The 19,690-nt window shown below is 63.3% G+C and carries 16 protein-coding genes and 1 riboswitch; of the genes, 13 read left to right on the top strand and 3 right to left on the bottom strand.

Going from position 1 to position 19,690, the window contains the following annotated elements:
• Nucleotides 1-65: 65 nt before the first annotated feature.
• Nucleotides 66-1,523 carry a TolC family outer membrane protein gene (locus KCX70_RS19470; RefSeq protein ID WP_102853167.1) on the bottom strand — a complete coding sequence of 486 codons (1,458 nt, stop codon included), beginning with the start codon at nucleotides 1,521-1,523 and terminating at the stop codon, nucleotides 66-68.
• 173 nt (nucleotides 1,524-1,696) lie between these two features.
• Nucleotides 1,697-1,803, top strand: a riboswitch (TPP riboswitch).
• A 104-nt stretch (nucleotides 1,804-1,907) separates the two neighbouring features.
• On the opposite strand from KCX70_RS19470, the gene thiC reads away from it, so the two are divergent.
• Both thiC and cytX read left to right on the top strand, forming a co-directional pair.
• The gene (gene thiC, locus KCX70_RS19465) at nucleotides 1,908-3,788 is read left to right on the top strand and encodes a phosphomethylpyrimidine synthase ThiC (RefSeq protein ID WP_212618517.1); all 1,881 of its coding nucleotides are present in this window, start codon (nucleotides 1,908-1,910) and stop codon (nucleotides 3,786-3,788) included.
• A gap of 681 nt (nucleotides 3,789-4,469) precedes the next feature.
• Entirely contained in the window at nucleotides 4,470-5,765 is a 1,296-nt protein-coding gene (gene cytX, locus KCX70_RS19460) for a putative hydroxymethylpyrimidine transporter CytX (protein WP_212618516.1), read from the top strand.
• Here cytX and KCX70_RS19455 read toward each other — a convergent pair.
• Nucleotides 5,737-6,465, bottom strand: a complete 729-nt coding sequence (locus KCX70_RS19455; RefSeq protein WP_249121667.1) for an RsiV family protein — start codon at nucleotides 6,463-6,465, stop codon at nucleotides 5,737-5,739. The genes cytX and KCX70_RS19455 overlap by 29 nt on opposite strands.
• 227 nt (nucleotides 6,466-6,692) lie before the next feature.
• On the opposite strand from KCX70_RS19455, the gene nudF reads away from it, so the two are divergent.
• From nudF to KCX70_RS19405, 10 genes are all read left to right on the top strand, one after another.
• Nucleotides 6,693-7,310: an ADP-ribose diphosphatase gene (gene nudF / locus KCX70_RS19450; RefSeq protein ID WP_021209719.1), complete on the top strand. Its 618-nt coding sequence runs from the start codon at nucleotides 6,693-6,695 to the stop codon at nucleotides 7,308-7,310.
• Nucleotides 7,307-7,753, top strand: a complete 447-nt coding sequence (locus KCX70_RS19445) for a DUF1249 domain-containing protein (protein ID WP_021209718.1) — start codon at nucleotides 7,307-7,309, stop codon at nucleotides 7,751-7,753. Before nudF ends, KCX70_RS19445 begins: the two co-directional genes overlap by 4 nt.
• A gap of 168 nt (nucleotides 7,754-7,921) precedes the next feature.
• Entirely contained in the window at nucleotides 7,922-8,737 is an 816-nt protein-coding gene (gene cpdA / locus KCX70_RS19440; protein WP_212618514.1) for a 3',5'-cyclic-AMP phosphodiesterase, read from the top strand.
• A gap of 145 nt (nucleotides 8,738-8,882) precedes the next feature.
• The gene (locus KCX70_RS19435) at nucleotides 8,883-9,500 is read left to right on the top strand and encodes a YqiA/YcfP family alpha/beta fold hydrolase (RefSeq protein WP_212618513.1); all 618 of its coding nucleotides are present in this window, start codon (nucleotides 8,883-8,885) and stop codon (nucleotides 9,498-9,500) included.
• A gap of 18 nt (nucleotides 9,501-9,518) precedes the next feature.
• Nucleotides 9,519-11,405, top strand: coding sequence for a DNA topoisomerase IV subunit B (gene parE / locus KCX70_RS19430; RefSeq protein ID WP_212618512.1), 1,887 nt, complete (start codon nucleotides 9,519-9,521; stop codon nucleotides 11,403-11,405).
• The gene (locus tag KCX70_RS19425; RefSeq protein ID WP_212618511.1) at nucleotides 11,402-12,385 is read left to right on the top strand and encodes an esterase-like activity of phytase family protein; all 984 of its coding nucleotides are present in this window, start codon (nucleotides 11,402-11,404) and stop codon (nucleotides 12,383-12,385) included. The genes parE and KCX70_RS19425 overlap by 4 nt, the downstream gene beginning before the upstream one ends.
• Nucleotides 12,382-12,900, top strand: coding sequence for a retropepsin-like aspartic protease family protein (locus tag KCX70_RS19420; RefSeq protein ID WP_212618510.1), 519 nt, complete (start codon nucleotides 12,382-12,384; stop codon nucleotides 12,898-12,900). The genes KCX70_RS19425 and KCX70_RS19420 overlap by 4 nt, the downstream gene beginning before the upstream one ends.
• Nucleotides 12,901-12,911: 11 nt before the next feature.
• On the top strand, nucleotides 12,912-13,295 hold the full coding sequence (locus KCX70_RS19415) for a bleomycin resistance protein (RefSeq protein WP_212618509.1): 384 nt from the start codon (nucleotides 12,912-12,914) through the stop codon (nucleotides 13,293-13,295).
• Nucleotides 13,292-15,550, top strand: coding sequence for a DNA topoisomerase IV subunit A (gene parC, locus KCX70_RS19410; RefSeq protein WP_212618508.1), 2,259 nt, complete (start codon nucleotides 13,292-13,294; stop codon nucleotides 15,548-15,550). Before KCX70_RS19415 ends, parC begins: the two co-directional genes overlap by 4 nt.
• 264 nt (nucleotides 15,551-15,814) lie before the next feature.
• Nucleotides 15,815-16,450 carry a PqiC family protein gene (locus KCX70_RS19405; protein ID WP_249121666.1) on the top strand — a complete coding sequence of 212 codons (636 nt, stop codon included), beginning with the start codon at nucleotides 15,815-15,817 and terminating at the stop codon, nucleotides 16,448-16,450.
• A 212-nt stretch (nucleotides 16,451-16,662) separates the two neighbouring features.
• Here the strand turns inward: KCX70_RS19405 and KCX70_RS19400 are convergent, their stop codons facing one another.
• A complete protein-coding gene (locus KCX70_RS19400; RefSeq protein ID WP_212618506.1) occupies nucleotides 16,663-18,204 on the bottom strand; it encodes an AhpA/YtjB family protein in 1,542 nt (513 codons plus the stop codon).
• A 202-nt stretch (nucleotides 18,205-18,406) separates the two neighbouring features.
• On the opposite strand from KCX70_RS19400, the gene serB reads away from it, so the two are divergent.
• Nucleotides 18,407-19,621 carry a phosphoserine phosphatase SerB gene (gene serB / locus KCX70_RS19395; protein ID WP_021209708.1) on the top strand — a complete coding sequence of 405 codons (1,215 nt, stop codon included), beginning with the start codon at nucleotides 18,407-18,409 and terminating at the stop codon, nucleotides 19,619-19,621.
• Nucleotides 19,622-19,690 lie beyond the last annotated feature (69 nt).

The raw sequence follows: 19,690 nt of genomic DNA, 5'->3' as shown, positions 1-19,690 counted from the left end.
TCAAGCGATGCGGATGACGCACCTGAAGGTGCGTGACTGCGCGAACGGCCAAGTGTCTGGCCTGATTACTCGACCCGCACCGGTCGGCCAAGATTCTCCGACAGGTCCGGCGGCAGGAAGTCGCTGTCCGGGTCGTAGTCCGCCTTTAGGAAGCGTTGCAGATCTTCGAGGTCGCCCGGATTGAGCGTGCCAGCGGCTTGCTTCAAACGCAGGTTGTCGAGGATGTAGTCGTAGCGCGCGTTGTTGTAGTCACGCACTGCGGCGAACAGCCGGCGCTGGGCGTCGAGCACGTCGACGATATTGCGCGTGCCCACTTGGTAACCGATGTCGGTGGCTTCCAGTGCGCTCTGGTTGGACACAATCGACTGCCGGCGCGCCTGCACCTGCTCGACATCGGTATTGACCGCGCGATGCAGGTTGCGGGTGGACTCGACCACCTGACGGCGCAGGCTTTCGCGCTGCTGCTCGGTCTGGGTCAGCTGGTAGAAGGCTTCGCGGCTCTGGGAGGTCGTCAGCCCGCCGCTATACAAGGGAATGTTCAGTTGCAGGCCAATGCTGCTCTGCTCGACATCGCCGTTGTAGCGCGGCAGATCGAACCCCGGGATGTCCATGGATCCGGTATTGGAAAAGCCCAGGCTGTCGTTGTCGCCCTTGCTGTAGCGCGCGACTGCGTCGACTGTCGGCGCGTGGCCGGCACGACGCTGGCGCAATGTTTCCTCGGCGGCGACGACTGCCTGGTCAACCGCCTGCAGATTAAGATTCTGCTGCGCTGCGGTGTTAACCCAGGCGCTCGCATCGTTCGGCACGGGCGGCAGCACGGGCAGGCTGTGCTCGATACCTTCCAGGGCCAGATATTCACGATTGGTCAGCGTGAACAGGGCCTGAAACGCGTCATCGACCTGGCGCTTCGCGATCATGCGGTTGGCGCGAGCCGTATCGAAACCGGCTTGAGCCTCAAGTACATCGGTGCGATCGGACAGGCCTACATCGAAACGTTCATCGGCTTGATCGAGCTGCCGCTTGAAGGCTGACTCCTCGGCCTTGGCGGCGGCCAGGTTGTCTTGCGCGCGCAGCACGGCGAAATAGGCCTGTGCCGTCTGGCGGATCAGGTCCTGCTCGGCGATGGAATACTCGAGCGCCGCCTGCTCGCTGATGGCTTCGGCCGCCTGCAGCTGGAACCAGCGATCGGCACGAAAGATCGGTTGGCTCAGCGTCGCCTGGTAGACCGTGCCGCTACGCGACAGCGATCTCGAACCGGCGCTGGTGTCGACATCGGTACGGGTTTGGCTGGTCTCGGCGCCCGCGCTCAGATTGGGCAGCAATCCGGCGCGCGCCTGGGGCACGATCTCCTGAGTCGCCTGGTACTGGGCCCTGGCGGCTGCGAGATCGGCGTTATTTTCCACTGCCTGTCGGTAGACGCTGATCAGGTCGGTGCGGCTGGAAAGCGAGGGTGCGGTATCGGCCCATGCCAGCCCCGACGAGGCGGCCGTCACAGCGAGTGCCAGCGTGAGTCTGCGCAGCATGTGCGTCTTTCCTTGAAGCGAAGTGATGGGCAAGGCTATGCGCCGCCAGGCGAGCGGTCAAGGTGCTTGGCGGCGCCTTGAAGCGGCCGGGTGGCAGATCGCAAACGTGACCCGACGGTCGCGCGTCTCCGGCTCGGCGTGGCTTTCCACCGAACACTTGATTACACTCGATCCCGTTCTTGTCGGGGTGCCTTGAATCGAAGGCTGAGATCGGAAAGTTCCGGATCCCGTTGAACCTGATCAGGTTAAGGCCTGCGTAGGGAACAAGATGTGCTCGCCAGTCGTTCCGGCCAGCTCTCTCGGCGCCAGTCCCGGCGCACCCCGATGCCCTTTTCCCGCCGTGTTTTTCAGGTTCGCTCCGACAACTATCGAGGAGCCAGCCAGATGCGTGCAGAACAACAAAACCTCAGTGAATCGGCCCAGGTCGATCAGCAGTCGATCCAGCCTTTCCCGCGTTCGCAGAAAATCTATGTGCAGGGTTCTCGCCCTGACATCCGCGTGCCGATGCGCGAGATCAGTCTCGACGTCACCCCGACCGACTTCGGTGGCGAGATCAACGCGCCGGTATTGGTCTACGACACCTCCGGCCCCTACACCGACCCGAACGTACAGATAGATGTACGTAAAGGCCTGGCCGACGTGCGCTCGGCCTGGATCGAGGGCCGTGGCGACACCGAACTGCTCGATGGCCTGACCTCGCAGTTCGGTCAGCAGCGCCTCGCCGATACCGAGCTGACCAAGATGCGCTTTGCCCACGTGCGCAATCCACGCCGCGCCAAGCCGGGCAAGAACGTCAGCCAGATGCACTACGCGCGTCAGGGCATCATTACGCCCGAGATGGAATTCGTTGCCATCCGCGAAAACATGAAGCTGCAGGAAGCGCGTGCGGCCGGCCTGCTCATCGAGCAGCACGTCGGGCAGAGCTTCGGTGCTTCGATTCCGAAGGAAATCACCCCAGAGTTCGTCCGCAGCGAAGTCGCCCGCGGCCGCGCCATCATCCCCGCCAACATCAATCACACCGAGCTCGAGCCGATGATCATCGGCCGCAACTTCCTGGTGAAGATCAACGGCAACATCGGCAACTCCGCGCTGGGTTCCTCGATCGAGGAAGAAGTGGCCAAGCTGACCTGGGGCATCCGCTGGGGCTCGGATACCGTGATGGACCTGTCCACCGGCAAGCACATCCACGAGACCCGCGAGTGGATCATCCGCAACTCGCCGGTACCGATCGGCACCGTGCCGATCTACCAGGCGCTGGAGAAGGTCAACGGTGTGGCCGAGGACCTGACCTGGGAGCTGTTCCGCGACACGCTGATCGAGCAGGCGGAGCAGGGCGTCGACTACTTCACCATCCACGCCGGCGTGCTGCTGCGCTACGTGCCGCTGACCGCCAAGCGCGTCACCGGCATCGTCAGCCGCGGGGGTTCGATCATGGCCAAGTGGTGCCTGGCGCACCATAAAGAGAACTTTCTCTACACCCATTTCGAAGAAATCTGCGAAATCATGAAGGCCTACGACGTCAGCTTCTCGCTGGGCGACGGCCTGCGTCCGGGCTCGATCGCCGACGCCAACGACGCCGCGCAGTTCGGCGAGCTGGAAACCCTCGGCGAGCTGACCAAGATCGCCTGGAAGCATGATGTCCAGTGCATGATCGAAGGTCCGGGCCACGTGCCGATGCAGATGATCAAGGAGAACATGGACAAGCAGCTCGAATGCTGCGACGAGGCGCCGTTCTACACCCTCGGCCCGCTGACCACCGACATCGCGCCGGGTTACGACCACATCACCAGCGGTATCGGTGCGGCGATGATCGGCTGGTTCGGCTGCGCCATGCTCTGCTACGTCACGCCGAAGGAGCACCTGGGCCTGCCGAACAAGGACGACGTCAAGACCGGGATCATCACCTATAAGATCGCGGCCCACGCCGCCGACCTCGCCAAGGGCCACCCGGGGGCGCAGATCCGTGATAACGCGTTGTCCAAGGCACGTTTCGAATTCCGCTGGGAGGACCAGTTCAACCTCGGCCTCGATCCGGACACCGCCCGCGCCTTCCATGACGAAACCTTGCCGAAGGACTCGGCCAAAGTCGCGCATTTCTGCTCCATGTGCGGGCCGAAATTCTGCTCGATGAAGATCACCCAGGAAGTCCGTGAATACGCCGCCGAAAACGGCCTGACCGACGAGCAAAAGGCCATCGAGGCCGGCTTCAAGGAACAGTCCTCGCGCTTCAAGGATGAAGGCTCCGTGATCTACAAGCAGGTTTGACGATAAATGCGCTGGAGGCGGGAGGCTGGACGAGCTCCGTGATCCGGATACTGCGGGATCACGTCGCCAGCCCCTGATGTAGGAGCGGTCTCGACCGCGAGCTTCTCGACGCCAGGGGCATCTGCAGTTTCGTAGCGTGGATGTCGCTTTTCATATCCACCGGGCGACGCCGCTGTTCGGTGGATTGATGAAACGTGATCCACCCAATCCCGAAGTGTAGGAGCGGTCTCGACCGCGAGCTTCTCGACGCTCCAGTGGTATCTGCAGTTTCGTAGGGTGGATGTCGCTTTTCATATCCACCGGGCGACGCCGCTGATCGGTGGATCGATGAACGTGATCCACCCAGCCCCGCAGTGTGGGAGCGGTCTCGACCGCGAGCTTCTCGACGCCCCAGGGGCGTCTGCAGTTTCGTAGGGTGGATGTCGCTTTTCACATCCACTGGGCGACGCAGCTGATCGGTGGATCGATGAACGTGATCCACCCAGCCCCGCAGTGTGGGAGCGGTCTCGACCGCGAGCTCCTCGACGCTCCAGTGGTATCTGCAGTTTCGTAGCGTGGATGTCGCTTTTTACATCCACCGCGTGACGCCGCTGTTCGGTGGTTCGATAAAGCGCGATCCGCCTACGCAGCAAAACACACCCGGCTGGGCCGGTTTTCCACAACAATTCTTTGAGACAAAACGTGAACATTCCAGGCCGCTACTCTCCGCATCAGCGCATCCCCTCTGAACACCGTGTGTTCGGCGGGCGCGATCTGTTTTCCCTGTGGTTTTCCCTTGGCGTGGGCCTGATGGTGCTGCAGCTCGGTGCCTTGCTGGCGCCGGGGCTGGGTATGAGCGGCGCGTTGCTCGCCATCGTCAGCGGCACTGCGGTCGGTGTCCTGCTGCTCGGGGCCGTCGCGGTGATCGGCAGTGATACCGGACTGTCATCTATGGCCAATCTGAAGCGCACGCTTGGTCAGCGCGGCGCAATCGTGCCGGCGCTGCTCAACCTGGCGCAGCTGGTCGGCTGGGGCGCGTTCGAAATCATCGTCATGCGCGACGCCGCGAGTCTGCTGGCGACACGGGCGTTCGGCGAGCATAGCGGGCTGGTCAGTCCGGTGCTCTGGACGCTGGTCTTCGGTGCGCTGGCCACCCTGCTGGCGATTGCCGGTCCGCTGACCTTCGTCCGCCGGATCCTGCGCAGATGGGGCATCTGGTTGCTTCTGGGTGCCTGCCTCTGGCTGACCTGGAATCTTTTTGCCAAGGCCGATCTCGCGGCCCTCTGGGCGCGTCAGGGCGATGGTTCGCTACCCTTTGCACTGGGCTTCGATATCGCCATCGCCATGCCGCTGTCGTGGCTGCCGCTGATCGCCGACTATTCGCGTTACGGCAAGGCGGCGCGGCGGGTCTTCGGCGGCACGGTGCTGGGCTTTTTCATCGGCAACGTCTGGCTGATGGGCCTGGGCGTTGCCTACACCCTGGCATTCGCCGACAGCGGCGAGGTCAATGCGCTGTTGCTGGCGTTGGCTGGGGCCGGCTTGGGTATCCCGCTGTTGTTGATTCTGCTCGACGAAACGGAAAACGCCTTCGCCGATATCCATTCTGCGGCGGTTTCGGTTGGTGTATTGCTGCCTGTCGGTGTCGAGTGTCTGGCGCTCGCCATCGGTGTGCTCTGCACCTTCATCGCCTGGCTCGCGCCGTTGGCCGAATACCAGAACTTCCTGCTGCTGATCGGCTCGGTGTTCGCGCCGCTGTTCGGGGTGGTGCTGGTCGACCATTACCTGCTTCGCCAGCGGGGCCAGTCGCAGGTCGCGGTCATGGCCTTGCGCTGGGATACGCTGCTCGCCTGGGGTTGTGGCGTGATCGCCTACCACGTGCTGGCCAGCGCCTGGCCGGAAATCGGTGCGAGCCTGCCGGCCCTGCTTTTGTCCGGCGGGCTTCTGCTGCTGTTGAGTCGTCTCGGTCGCGCTACGGCAGGTACTCCGGTTTCACAATAGCGCGCAGTTCCGTGTAGGGGATTTCCAGCTCGGGATGGCCGCTCGAATAAGGCGCGATGCTGTAGACGTCATATTTGAGCAGCACCTTGTCGCGTAGCAGTGCGACGTTGGCGGTACGCACAAAAGGCCACTGCCGGGAGAACTCGGCGTCCTGCTGGTTCGCCAGCAGCCAACGCTGATGCGCCTTGGCAGTCGCGCGCCAGAAGGCGCCCTCCTTGCCGGGCAGCAGTACGTCGGCGAGCCCTAGCTCGCGGTCCTGCTCTCGGTCATAGTTGATGAAGCCGCGCCCCGGCATGCCATGCGCGCCGCCGGTGTAGAGGTAACTGGACAGCTCGATCACCAGCAGCGAACCATGCTGATCGATCAGCTTCGATTGCAGATAGCTGCTCCACCCGGGTTCGGCGTTGCGCAGAAAGGCCTGCTGGTAGCCTTCGAGCGTGGCGGGCACTTCGGCGTCTGGGCTGTTCACGGTCATCTTGCGCAGCCGCGCATCGATCAGCGCGTTCAGCGCAGGCTCGTCGGCGAACAGCTGGGTGTCGATGTTGACCAACGGGCAGTGCTCGTCCTGTTCGGCGCATCCGGTGGGGCGCTGTTCGCTGATGACCTGGCGAACCTCGACCGGCGGCTCGCCGCGAAAATGCTGACAGGCGCCGAGGAGCAGGCTGAGCGTGATCAGAGTGACGGATTGGCGAAAGGACATGGACGATTTCATGGCTCTTGTGGTGGCTGCGGTGCGGTTTCGAGTGCCTGACGGATGCGAAGTTCTCGAACCGGGCGTCGGCAATCTTTCCCGATACGAGTGGTCTGCAAAAGGCTGCGCCTGAATAAACGGCGCGCTAGGATGACATCTGAGAAACCGCTCACGCCGTGACGGTTACAGCCTTTCCGGCGCCCTGGGCGCGGACAAAACCGATATGTGAGTGATTCATGACTGATACCTTCAAACCCGGTCCGGATGATGTCGAGATCGTCGAGCGAGAGCAATGCTTCAGCGGTTTCTATCGCCTGGATCGTCTGCAACTGCGACATCGCCTGTTCAGTGGCGCCATGGGCCGGCAGCTCGAGCGCGAATTGTTCGTCCGTCACGATGCGGTTTGCGTGTTGCCCTACGATCCTCGCCGCGACGAGGTCGTGCTTATCGAGCAATTCCGGGTCGGGGCGGTCGGCAAGGTGGCTAACCCCTGGCTGATCGAACTGGTCGCCGGCCTGATCGACAAGGACGAGCAGCCCGAAGAGGTGGCGCGGCGCGAAGCCATCGAGGAAGCCGGGTTGGAAGTGGGCGAGCTGTGGCCGGTCACGACCTACTTCCCGTCGCCCGGCGGTAGCACCGAGCGCGTGCACCTCTACGTGGGGCGTTGCGACAGCTCCAATGCGGGCGGCGTGTTCGGCCTGGACGAAGAGGGTGAGGATATTCGCGTGCACGTCTGGTCGTTGCAGCAGGCATTGCAGGCCGTACGCGACGGCGGCATCGATAACGCCGCGAGCATCATCGCGCTGCAATGGCTGGCGCTGAATCGCGACGAGATCAGGGGGGCGTGGACATGAGGCGAACGCGCGAACGATACCGTGTCGATCTGCTGGAGCTGCAGGCGGCCTGCGAGGCCAACTACCTGCGGCTGATGCGCCTGTTGCCGGACATGCGCAACCAGCCGGACATTCGCCGAATCGCCATGAGCCAGGGCGATCGACTGCTCGGCGTGCTGGTGCTGAAAGTCGTGGAGAGCTGCCCCTACACCACCACCGTGCAGATCAGCCAGCAGGACTGCTTGCCCTGGCTTCCAGTACCGCAGATGGACGTGCGGGTCTACCATGATGCGCGCATGGCGGAAGTGATCAGTGCCGAGAATGCTCGACGTTTCCGCGGCATCTACAGCTATCCCAACGCTCAAATGCATCAGCCCGACGAGAAGAATCAGCTCAACCTGTTTCTCGGTGAATGGCTGGGGCATTGTCTGGCGTGTGGCCACGAACTCGAGCCGGTTCTGTAAGCGCGCCGATCGGTTCTGCAACCCAAAGGTCGAGGTCTGCGTTCAGCTTCCGGAACCCGGCCGCCGCATCGATTCGCTCGTCTGTGATGCATGCCCGCATCGTGTGGTTTACCCCTGTAGCTGCGAGCCACCATAATTCTTTTGCGAATTCGCCAAAGGAGACGGGTCTTGGCTGCTGCGCCCCTCACTGCTAACAACGATTCGGTGCTGCTCGTACAGCTGACCGACAGCCATCTGTTTGCCGAGGCGGACGGGCGACTGCTGGGCATGGATACTGCCGCGAGCCTGCAGCGAGTCGTCGACCTGGTCTTGCACGAGCAACCCAGCGTGGATCTGGTGCTGGCCACCGGAGACCTGTCGCAGGACGGCTCCCTTGCCTCCTACACGCGGTTTCGCCAGCTTTCCGAGCGCATCGATGCGCCGGCGCGCTGGTGTCCTGGCAATCATGACGAGCTGGACGCCATGCGCGAGGCCACGCTCGACAGCGACCTGATGGAGCCTGTGCTGGAAATGGGCGCTTGGCGCGTGGTGATGCTCGACACGCTGGTGCCGGGCTCGGTGTTCGGGCTGCTTCGTGACGATCAGCTGGAATTGCTGGAGCGGACTCTGGCACAGGCGCCGGAACGGCCGCACCTGGTTTGCCTGCATCATCACCCGGTCACCATCGACAGTCGATGGATGGACAGCATCGGCTTGCACAACCGCGAAGCGCTGTTCGAGGTGCTCGATCGCTTCAGTTGCGTCAAGGCTTTGCTCTGGGGGCACATTCACCAGGAATTCGACGGCTGGCGCAGCGGTGTTCGGTTGCTGGCGACGCCGTCGACCGGCGTGCAGTTCGCCCCTGGCAGCGAGGACTTCCAGGTCGATACACGCGCGCCAGGCTATCGCTGGCTGCGGCTGCATGCCGACGGCGCACTCGAAACGGGCGTCTCACGCGTGGTTGGCGTCGATTTCGAGGTCAATTACGACGTCAAGGGCTACTGACGTTACGTCAGGCTGCGGACAGCGTTTTTCGAGTCACGCGAAGGGCGCTTGATACCCAATCGCCGCTCGGACGGCGGGCGCAGCTTGCAGCCTGCGTATCTCGCCTAGTAGCCTTTCCCGTCTTTTGCCAGCTCAGCGAACCAGCATGACCCGTACGCAGCCCGCCATTGTTTACATGCACGGCCTCAACAGCTCTCCGCTATCGCAAAAGGCCAGTCAGCTGACCGCGGCAATGGAGCGTATCGGCTCGATCGACCGGTTGCGAGTGCCAGCCCTGCATCATCACCCTCGTCAGGCCATTGCCCAGCTCGAGGCGGCCATTGTCGAACTGGGGCGCCCCGTGCTGGTCGGCAGCTCCCTCGGCGGATACTATGCAACGCACCTCGCCGAGCGCCACGGGCTCAAGGCGCTGCTGATCAATCCGGCGGTGACGCCGCATCGCCACTTCGACGGCTATCTTGGTCCGCAGACCAACCTTTATACAGGCGAGGTCTGGGAACTTACCGAGGATCACGTCACGGCTCTCGCCGAGCTGGAAGTTCCGCCGCCGCGGGATGCCGAGCGCTATCAGGTCTGGCTGCAGACCGGCGACGAGACGCTGGACTACCGCCATGCGGCGAGCTTTTACCAGGGCTGTGCGGTGCGCATCCAGGCCGGTGGCGACCATGGCTTCCAGGGCTTCGCCGAGCGCCTTCCCGCTTTGCTGGCGTTCGCCGGCTTCGATCCGGCCAGCTTCGCAGAACTCGATTTTTCCGATTCATAAGGACATCACGAGACGCTTATGTCTTATACCGCCGAAGCCATTGAAGTCCTGTCGGGCCTGGACCCTGTCCGCAAGCGTCCGGGTATGTACACCGATACCTCGCGGCCCAACCACCTCGCGCAGGAAGTCATCGACAACAGTGTCGACGAGGCCCTGGCGGGTCACGCCAGCTCCGTGCAGGTGATCCTGCACCAGGACAACTCGCTGCAAGTGATCGACGATGGTCGTGGCATGCCGGTGGACATCCACCCGGAGGAGGGCGTTTCGGGCGTCGAACTGATCCTCACCAAGCTGCATGCCGGCGGCAAGTTCTCTAACAAGAACTACCAGTTTTCCGGTGGCCTGCACGGCGTCGGTATCTCGGTGGTCAACGCGCTGTCGACCCGGGTCGAGGTGACCGTCAAGCGTGATGGCAACGAGTACCGCATGGCCTTCACCGACGGTTTCAAGGCCAGCGAGCTGGAGATCATCGGTACGGTTGGCAAGCGCAACACCGGCACCAGCGTGCATTTCTGGGCCGACCCGAAGTATTTCGATTCGCCGAAGTTTTCCATCAGCCGGCTCAAGCACGTGCTCAAGGCCAAGGCGGTGTTGTGTCCGGGGCTGAGCGTCAGTTTCGAAGACAAGAGCACCGGCGAAAAAGTCGAATGGCATTACCAGGACGGCCTGCGTTCGTATCTGGTCGACGCGGTCAGCGAGTTCGTGCGGCTTCCCGACGAACCCTTCTGCGGCAGCCTGTCCGGTAGCAAGGAAGCGGTCGACTGGGCGTTGTTGTGGCTGCCGGAAGGGGGCGACAGCGTTCAGGAAAGCTACGTCAACCTGATCCCGACCGCGCAGGGCGGCACCCATGTCAACGGGCTGCGGCAAGGCCTGCTGGACGCGATGCGTGAATTCTGCGAGTTCCGCAACCTGCTGCCACGCGGCGTCAAGTTGGCGCCGGAAGACGTCTGGGAGCGGATCGCTTTCGTGCTCTCGACCAAGATGCAGGAGCCACAGTTTTCCGGCCAGACCAAGGAGCGCCTGTCGTCGCGCGAGGCGGCGGCATTCGTCTCCGGTGTGGTCAAGGATGCCTTCAGTCTCTGGCTCAACGCCCATCCCGAACTGGGCATGCAGCTCGCCGAACTGGCGATCAGCAATGCCGGGCGCCGCCTCAAGGCCAGCAAGAAGGTCGAACGCAAGCGCATCACCCAGGGCCCGGCGCTTCCCGGCAAGCTGGCCGATTGCGCGGGGCAGGATCCGGCGCGCTCCGAGCTGTTTCTGGTCGAGGGCGATTCGGCCGGCGGGTCGGCCAAGCAGGCCCGTGACAAGGAGTTCCAGGCGATCATGCCGCTGCGTGGCAAGATCCTTAACACCTGGGAGGTCGATGGCGGCGAGGTGCTGGCGAGCCAGGAGGTGCATGACATCGCGGTCGCCATCGGCGTCGATCCCGGAGCGGCGGACATGTCCCAGTTGCGCTACGGGAAGATCTGTATCCTCGCCGATGCCGACTCGGATGGCCTGCACATTGCCACGCTGCTGTGCGCGCTGTTCGTTCGTCACTTCCGGCCGCTGGTTGACGCCGGACACGTGTACGTGGCGATGCCACCCTTGTACCGCATCGACCTGGGCAAGGACATCTTCTACGCGCTCGATGAGGCCGAGCGCGACGGCATCCTCGAGCGTCTTCTGGCCGAGAAGCGCCGTGGCAAACCGCAGGTCACCCGATTCAAGGGCCTCGGCGAAATGAACCCGCCGCAACTGCGTGAAACCACCATGGACCCCAACACCCGCCGGCTGGTGCAGCTGACCCTCGATGACTTCGACGGTACCCGCGAGATCATGGACATGCTGCTCGCCAAGAAACGCGCCAGCGACCGCAAGAATTGGCTCGAGTCGAAGGGCAACCTGGCCGAGGTGCTGATTTGAACCGTTGCTGGCTTTTATTGCTGCTGGCGTTGGTGGCACCGGCATGGGCTGCCGAAGACCTTTCGGAGCTGGCGCTGGTCAGTGAGCATCCTGTCGAGGGTATCGAGCAGGGAAATCTTTCCGGGCTGGCCTGGTGCGGCGACGCGCTCTGGGCGGTGTCGGACCGCGAAGACAACGTGCTGTACCGACTCGATGCCAGCGATACCGTCTGGCGCGCCGAAGCCGAGCACTTCGAGCTGCCGCCCGTGCCGAATACCGGGCTGTCATGGGGCGTGCGCATACGGGCCGCCATTACCGGCATGCTGCGCGGCGGTGAGATGGATTTCGAGGGGCTGAGCTGCGACAGCCTCGGCAACCGCTACCTGGTCAGCGAAGCGCACGCGGCGGTGCTGCGGGTCAATCCGGCGGGTACCGCGCAATGGCTGAGCCTTCCCGATGGTCTGGTTCGTCAGGCCCGTGCGAGCGGCATGTTGCTCCAGTTCAATGCCATGTTCGAAGGCGTTGCCGTCGACCCGGATGCTGATCGCCTCTGGCTTGCGGCCGAACACAGTCGTCGGGGGCTGCTGGTGATGCATCGCAAGCAGAATGCCTGGAAATGCACCGGCGGTTGCGTCTTGCTGGTCGAAGGGGGCCGCGAGTCGCCGCCGGCAGCAATGAATGAAGGCGACCAGCCACGACGGTTTTCCGGCCTGGCTTTCCATCAGGACAAACTGTTCACCCTCGAGCCTGTCCGGCATCAGATCTGCCGACGCAAGCCGGCCACCGGCGATAGCGAGGCGTGCTGGACCTACGCCACCACGGCGTTGGCCGATGCGCGTCGCTACGACACGCCGTTCGGCAATGCCGAGGCCTTGTGGGTAGACGCGGAGGGCGCCTGGATCGGCATCGATAACAATGGGATGACGCGTGCCGATGGCGAGAAACGGCCGGTTGTCTGGCGCTTCGCCGCGCCCAAGGGCGGTTGGGGTGTCAAGCAGTGACCCAGCCAGCCGGCCGCCGTGCCGGCCGCGTCATGCTGGTACTGGCATGGGGCGCGGGGCTGCTGCTGGCGACGCGTTTCTTCGCCGACTGGGAGCAGAGTCGCCTCAATCCAAACCGCGAACCCGTTTCGGTGGTACAGGGAAATCACATCGAGGTGCGGTTGGTCAGCAATGGCCAGGGCCATTTCGTGGCGGACGGGCTGATCAATGGCCTGCCGGTAACCTTCTTGCTGGATACCGGTGCCACGGATGTGGCGATCCCTGCGGAGCAGGCCGAACGTCTAGGTTTGTCCCGTGGCGCTCGCGTTGCGCTGCAGACAGCCAACGGCCCCAGCACGGGGTATCGCACCACGCTCGACAGCCTCACGTTGGGCGACATCGTGCTGCATGATGTGCGTGCCCTCATCGCGCCAGGCTTTGGCGCAGAGCAGGTGCTGCTCGGCATGAGCGCCTTGAAGCAGCTCGAATTCACCCAGCGCGCAGGCACCCTGGTGCTGCGCCAGGAAACTCCCTGAAGGCGGGCTTGATGACCACTTCCATAGAGGCGACCGTACCGGTACTGGCATCGCTGGATCTCGACGAGAGCCGTGATTTCTACGTGAGCCATCTGGGCTTTCGGGTGCTGCGACAGGATGCCGATTACCTGATGCTGGCGCGTGACGGGGCCGAGCTGCATTTCTGGCTGTGCGCGGATCGTCATGTGGCAGAGAACACGTCCTGCTACGTGCGCACCGGCGATTGCCAGGCATTGTTCGATGAGTTCAGCCGGCACGGCTTAGCGCTACAGCCGCCGGTGTTGCGACCATGGGGCATGAAGGAGCTGTACGTCATCGACCCCCACGGCAATCTGATCAAATTCGGCGAACACGCCTCGATAACATCCACCTCTAGTGAAGAAAACTGCTCATGAGCGAAACCCTGGACCTGAGCCTGGACGGCGTCGAGCGCCGCTCCCTTGCCGACTTCACCGAGCAGGCTTATCTCAATTATTCGATGTACGTGATCATGGATCGCGCCCTGCCGCATATCGGCGACGGCCTCAAACCGGTGCAGCGGCGCATCATCTACGCCATGAGCGAGCTGGGGCTGAACGCCGATTCCAAGCACAAGAAATCGGCGCGTACGGTCGGTGACGTGCTGGGTAAATTCCATCCGCATGGCGATTCGGCCTGTTACGAAGCCATGGTGCTGATGGCGCAGCCCTTCAGCTATCGCTACACGCTGGTCGACGGCCAGGGCAACTGGGGCGCGCCGGACGATCCGAAGTCATTCGCCGCCATGCGCTACACCGAGGCGCGTCTGTCGCGCTATTCCGAGGTGCTGCTGTCCGAACTCGGCCAAGGTACGGTGGACTGGGTGCCCAACTTCGACGGCACGCTCGACGAGCCGGCGACGTTGCCGGCGCGTTTGCCCAATCTGCTGCTCAATGGCACCACCGGCATCGCGGTGGGGATGGCCACCGATGTGCCGCCGCACAACCTGCGTGAAGTGGCCGCCGCCTGCGTACGGCTGCTGGACGACCCGAAGACGACGGTCGAGCAGCTCTGCGAGCACGTTCAGGGGCCGGATTATCCGACCGAAGCGGAAATCGTCACGCCGCGCGCCGATCTGTTGAAGCTGTACGAGAGCGGTCGCGGCTCGGTGCGCATGCGCGCCGTGTACCGCGTCGAGGACGGCGATATCGTGGTCAGCGCGTTGCCCCATCAGGTATCCGGCTCCAAGGTCCTGGAGCAGATCGCCGCACAGATGCAGGCCAAGAAGCTACCGATGGTGGCCGATCTGCGCGACGAATCCGATCATGAGAACCCTTGCCGAATCGTCATCATCCCGCGCTCCAATCGCGTCGATGCCGACGAGCTGATGCAGCACCTGTTCGCCACCACCGAGCTGGAGTCCAGCTATCGTGTCAACACCAACGTGATCGGCCTCGATGGCCGGCCGCAAGTGAAGAATCTCAAGGTATTGCTCAGCGAATGGCTGACCTACCGCATCGGCACGGTGCGTCGCCGGCTGCAGTTCCGCCTGGACAAGGTCGAAAAACGCCTGCACTTGTTGGAAGGCTTGCTGGTCGCCTTTCTCAACCTCGACGAGGTGATTCACATCATCCGCACCGAGGACCAGCCCAAACCGGTGCTGATGGCGCGTTTCGAACTCTCCGAGCTGCAGGCCGACTACATCCTCGATACCCGCCTGCGGCAACTGGCACGGCTGGAAGAGATGAAAATCCGTGGTGAGCAGGACGAACTGGCCAAGGAACGTGAGAGGCTGCTGGCGCTACTTGGCAGCGAGACCAAGCTGAAGAAACTGGTGCGCAAGGAACTGCTCGCCGACGCCGAAACCTATGGCGACGAACGCCGCTCGCCTATCGTCGCGCGCGCTGAGGCCCGGGCGCTGTCGGAAAACGAGTTGCTGCCCTCCGAGCCGGTCACCGTCGTCATTTCCGAAAAGGGCTGGGCGCGCTGCGCCAAGGGCCACGATATCGACGCCACCGGCCTGTCCTACAAGGCCGGCGATGGCTTCAAGGCTGCCGCTCCCGGTCGCTCCAACCAGTACGCCGTGTTCATTGACTCGAGCGGGCGCAGCTACTCGCTGGCCGCGCATTCGCTGCCTTCGGCGCGTGGTCAGGGCGAGCCGCTGACCGGACGGCTGACGCCGCCGCCGGGCGTCAGCTTCGAGTGCGTCTTGCTGCCCGATGACGAGGCGTTGTACGTGATCGCCTCGGACGCCGGCTACGGTTTCGTGGTCAAGGGCGAAGACCTGCAGGCCAAGAACAAGGCGGGCAAGGCGCTGCTGTCGTTGCCGGCAGGTGCGCGTGTGGTGGCGCCACGCCCGTTGGCGAACCGCGATCAGGACTGGCTGGCCGCCGTCACGACCGAGGGCCGTCTGCTGGTCTTCCCGGTCCGCGACTTGCCACAGCTGGGCAAAGGCAAGGGCAACAAGATCATCGGCATTCCCGGTGATCGTGTCGCCAGCCGTGAGGAATATCTGACGGGGCTTGCCGTGCTGCCCGAAGGGGCAACGCTGGTGTTGCAGGCCGGCAAGCGTACCTTGTCGCTTAAATCCGATGACCTGGAACACTACAAGGGCGAGCGCGGACGGCGTGGAAACAAGCTGCCACGCGGTTTCCAACGCGTGGATGGGTTGCAGGTGGAAACCGCGAACTAAGAAGGAGAGGTATTAGAGACTGGCTTCCAGCGCCGGTTTCACGGAAGATAGCGGCCTTCAAATTTTCACCCGTTCGCGATGCGGCTGCCCCTCAGCCGCATCGAGAGCCAAAGACGATCGGTACGACGATGAGGGTGACTGTGCAGCTGGGCGGATAGACGCCCATCGCCTGCCAGGTCGCCCGGGTCCGGTGCCAAGGTAGAGACGAACGTGCAGCGCCTCACAACTGTTTTGCTATTTGCCTGTGTCAGCCTGGCTGGCTGTGTGACTCAACCCGTGCCGATGTACCGACTCGACAACGGCGCTGTAGAAACACCTGCGCAGGCAGCGGATGGCGTGGCGATCTTGCTGGGTCCGGTGAAGCTGGCCGACTATCTGCAGCACGACGCCTTGCTGCAGCGGCTGCCGGATGGAAGCCTGGCTGCCGATGGGCAACAGGCGCGCTGGGCCGGTGATCTGCAAGGCGACATCAACCAACTGCTCATGCGGCAGCTGGCCTGGCGCCTGAATACGCAGAGTCTCGAGCTTAGCCCTGGTAGCAAGGGCTTCAGCCCCGATGTCCAGGTCGAACTGGAAATCACTCGGCTCGATTCCGGTCCGCAGCACCCCGCGGTGCTGGAGGCCCAATGGCGGCTGCTGGACAAGCAGGGCAAGCGTCAGGGCAGCCGTCTGGTCCGGCTTCAGGAAGAGCATCAAGGTACCACGGCCGATCAGGTGCGGGCGCAGAGTGTGCTGCTACAACGCTTGAGCGAGATGATGGCCGCCGCTATCGAGCCGATGACGGTTGCCAAGACGCCGGTCAAACGCAATGTCGTCAAGGCGCCCAGCAAACCCGCCGCGCCCCCGGCGATTCCTGCGGTCGAGCCGATCAGGACCGATCTGGAAGTGTTTCGCTTCTAATACGCCGCCAAGGCGATTGCCTACAGCCAACAAGGCCCGGCGCGAATGGTGATCAAGCCATTCCGGCGGGCCTTTTGCTGTGTGGGCTGATGCCTGCAAGGGCGTGTCTAGGCCGCAGAGATCCAGCTCTATCATCACCGCTATCCGCTATCCGCTATCCGCTATCCGCTAACGGGGCGCAGGCGTGCTATGCCGCCCGCTGTCGCAGCGATTTAGCGGCGGTTGCGCAGTTCATGCATGCGTGCGAGTTGGCGCTCGAGCAGGGACGGGTAGGGGTCGAGCAGGCGCTCGACGCAGCAGGCCCCTTCTGGGCTGGCGATGGGGCGAATCCGAGCGCGCTGAATGATCAGGCGGTCTTCACCGATTTCGCGTTCGATCAGCAGAAGGTTGCGGCTGTGCTGCGACATAGCCAGGGCCGCCTGTGCGGGTTCGCTGAGCAGCAGGTCGCCCTGGCTGAGGTCGTAGAGTCCTTCACCCTGGGTCAGGCCCAGTTGCAGGTTCAGCGTAAGGCCGCTATCGGCGACTTCGATCTGCAAGGCATGTCCGAGTGCGCGCATCAACTCGCCGCAACACAGGGCATGGGTCAGATAGTTCTGCTCGTCGTCCTGGCTGTGGAACAGCATCAGGCTGCTGCCGTCGTTGAGCGTATGCAGTTCGGCCTGATACAGCGTGGCGGCCTGCTCCAGGCAATCGCGGTAGCGCTGCAGCAAGTCGGTGAGACGGTCGCGAGGCAGACGGCGCAATTGCTCCTGGGCGCCGAGCTGGATCGCCAGCACGCCGCTCTTGCCGGCGGTGGCCGGTATCACGGGGGCAGGAGCGATTGGCGCTGGCTGCGGCGTGGGCGTTTCGAAGGACGGCTCTTCGTCGAACTGAAGGGGTTCGTCTGGTTCGGCCAGCGCGGAGCCGATCGAGCGATCGTCTTCGTCTTCATCATCGACGTGGTAGGTCCGGTCGATCCCGCTGTGCTGATAGGCGGCACTCGGCGCCGCGGCCGGCGTGTCGAAGTGTGCCGAATAGAGATCCTGCATGCTGTCGTCCAGCTCGATGTCGGGTTCCGGTTCCTCAGGTACCAGGCGTGCTTGCAGCTGCCTGGCCAGGTCGCCGATTTCATCCTGCCGGCCGGCGCCGGGTGCCGGATCGTCCGGGTCGCGAAGCCATAGACGCAGCTGCATCAGGGGCAGGGAGATCTGCCGGCCCAGGCGGGTGCTGAGGATCAGCGTCAATGCCAGAAGAATCAGCGCGAGCAGGCCCATGCTTTGCAGGCTGATGGTCATGGGCTGCTGGAACTGCCGCATGTCCAGGCTGATGCGCAGATGCCCGGCGATTACTTCCTGGAAGCTGATGGGTGTGGAATACAGCCCTTCTTCGTCGCCCAGCAGATTTCGCTGCGGGCGCGTGCCGGATTCGGCCAGCACGCGATTGTCGACGCTGTAGATCGCGGCATGGGCGACCAGCGGGTTCTTCACCAGATTGCTTAGCAGCACGTTGAGGCTGAGGATGTCATTGGCCACCAGCAGATCGGTTGCCGAGGCGGCGGTCTGGGTGATCAAGCTCTGCCCCAGGGCCTCGGCCTGCTGTTCCATCGCATGCTTGAACTGCATGCCCATGACCCAGGCGTAGATCACCAGGGCCAAGGCCACCAGCAGCAGGGTGTGGCTGGCTACCCGCAACACCAACGGGATGCGCCGCTGGCGTAGTGCGCGGTAGATCAGCAGGAAGAAATTGTCGGGCTTGACGGATGCGGGCCGGTTCACAGAGCGCGGCTCTACTCTTGAGGAAGGTGCCGCGCAGTATACGGAAAGCGCACAGGGGGCTAAAGGTCACCCGGGAAAAGCTGGCGAATTACTCGGTGTCGAGTGGGAAACGACCACATCCAGAGGGGCATGGCCGCTGGCAGCGCTCAGCCAGCGGCCGGCTGTTGTAGAATGCCGGCCTTCTTTGCATAGGAGCTGCGCCTTGCGTGAAATCGTCCTGATCAATATCACCGGGGAAGATCGCCCCGGGCTGACCGCGGCCATCACCGGCGTGCTCGCTCAAGGTGGCGTGAATATCCTGGATATCGGTCAGGCTGTGATTCACGACACCTTGTCGTTCGGCATCCTGGTGGAAATTCCTGATACCGAACGGGCCTCATCGGTGCTCAAGGATGTGCTATTCACTGGTTACAAGCACGATCAGCAGGTGCGTTTCACGCCGGTGGCCGAGGACGACTATCAGCAGTGGGTCGCAGGGCAGGGCAAGGCCCGGCACATCGTCACGCTGCTGACCCGCAAGGTCACCGCCGAGCAGTTGCAGCGGGTCAGTTCGATCACCGCCAAGTACGGGCTCAATATCGATCACATCGATCGCCTGTCCGGTCGTCAGCCGTTGGACGTGCCCGAAGAGCTGGGCAAGGGCTGCATCGAGTTTTCCGTGCGAGGGGAGCCCGCCGATACCGCTGCGCTACGTGCCGAGTTCCTCAGCGTGGCGCAGGAACTCAATGTCGATATCGCCTTCCAGCGCGACTCCGTGTTCCGCCGCAATCGTCGGTTGGCGGTGTTCGACATGGATTCGACCCTGATCGAAGCGGAGGTCATCGACGAGCTGGCCAAGGTGGCGGGCGTCGGTGACCAGGTTGCGGAGATTACCGAGCGCGCGATGCGCGGTGAGCTGGATTTCCGCGCCAGCTTCAAGGAGCGCCTGGCTTTGCTCGAAGGGCTGGAAGAGCGCGCGCTGGCCGAAGTCGGTGCTGGGCTGCGGTTGACCGAAGGGGCGGAACTGCTGTTCGCCGAGCTCAAGCGGCTGGGCTACAAAACGGCGATCCTGTCGGGCGGCTTCACCTATTTTGCGCGTCAGCTGCAAGCCAGGTTGGGTATCGACTACGTCTATGCCAACGAGCTGGAAATCGTCGATGGCAAGCTCACCGGTGTCGCACAGGAGCCGATCGTCGATGCCCAGCGCAAGGCCGATCTGCTCCGCGAACTGGCCGAGCGCGAGGGCTTGCGGCTGGAGCAGACGATTGCCGTTGGCGACGGGGCGAACGATCTGCCGATGCTCGGGCTTGCCGGCCTGGGGGTGGCTTTCCGGGCCAAGCCGCTGGTCAAGCAATCGGCCAAGCAGGCGATTTCGACGCTGGGCCTGGACGGTATTCTCTACCTGCTCGGTTTCCGCGATCGCGAGGGAACGGAGTAAAGCCGAAAAGAGCGCTGGTCCCCTTCACCTGAGCAGGGGACGCCTAGCTGCCCAGTCTCCAGCTCTTGC

This window comes from Stutzerimonas stutzeri, assembly GCF_018138085.1.
GTDB classification, from domain to species: Bacteria; Pseudomonadota; Gammaproteobacteria; order Pseudomonadales; family Pseudomonadaceae; genus Stutzerimonas; species Stutzerimonas stutzeri_AI.
This window is presented reverse-complemented; position numbering and strand designations above follow the sequence as displayed.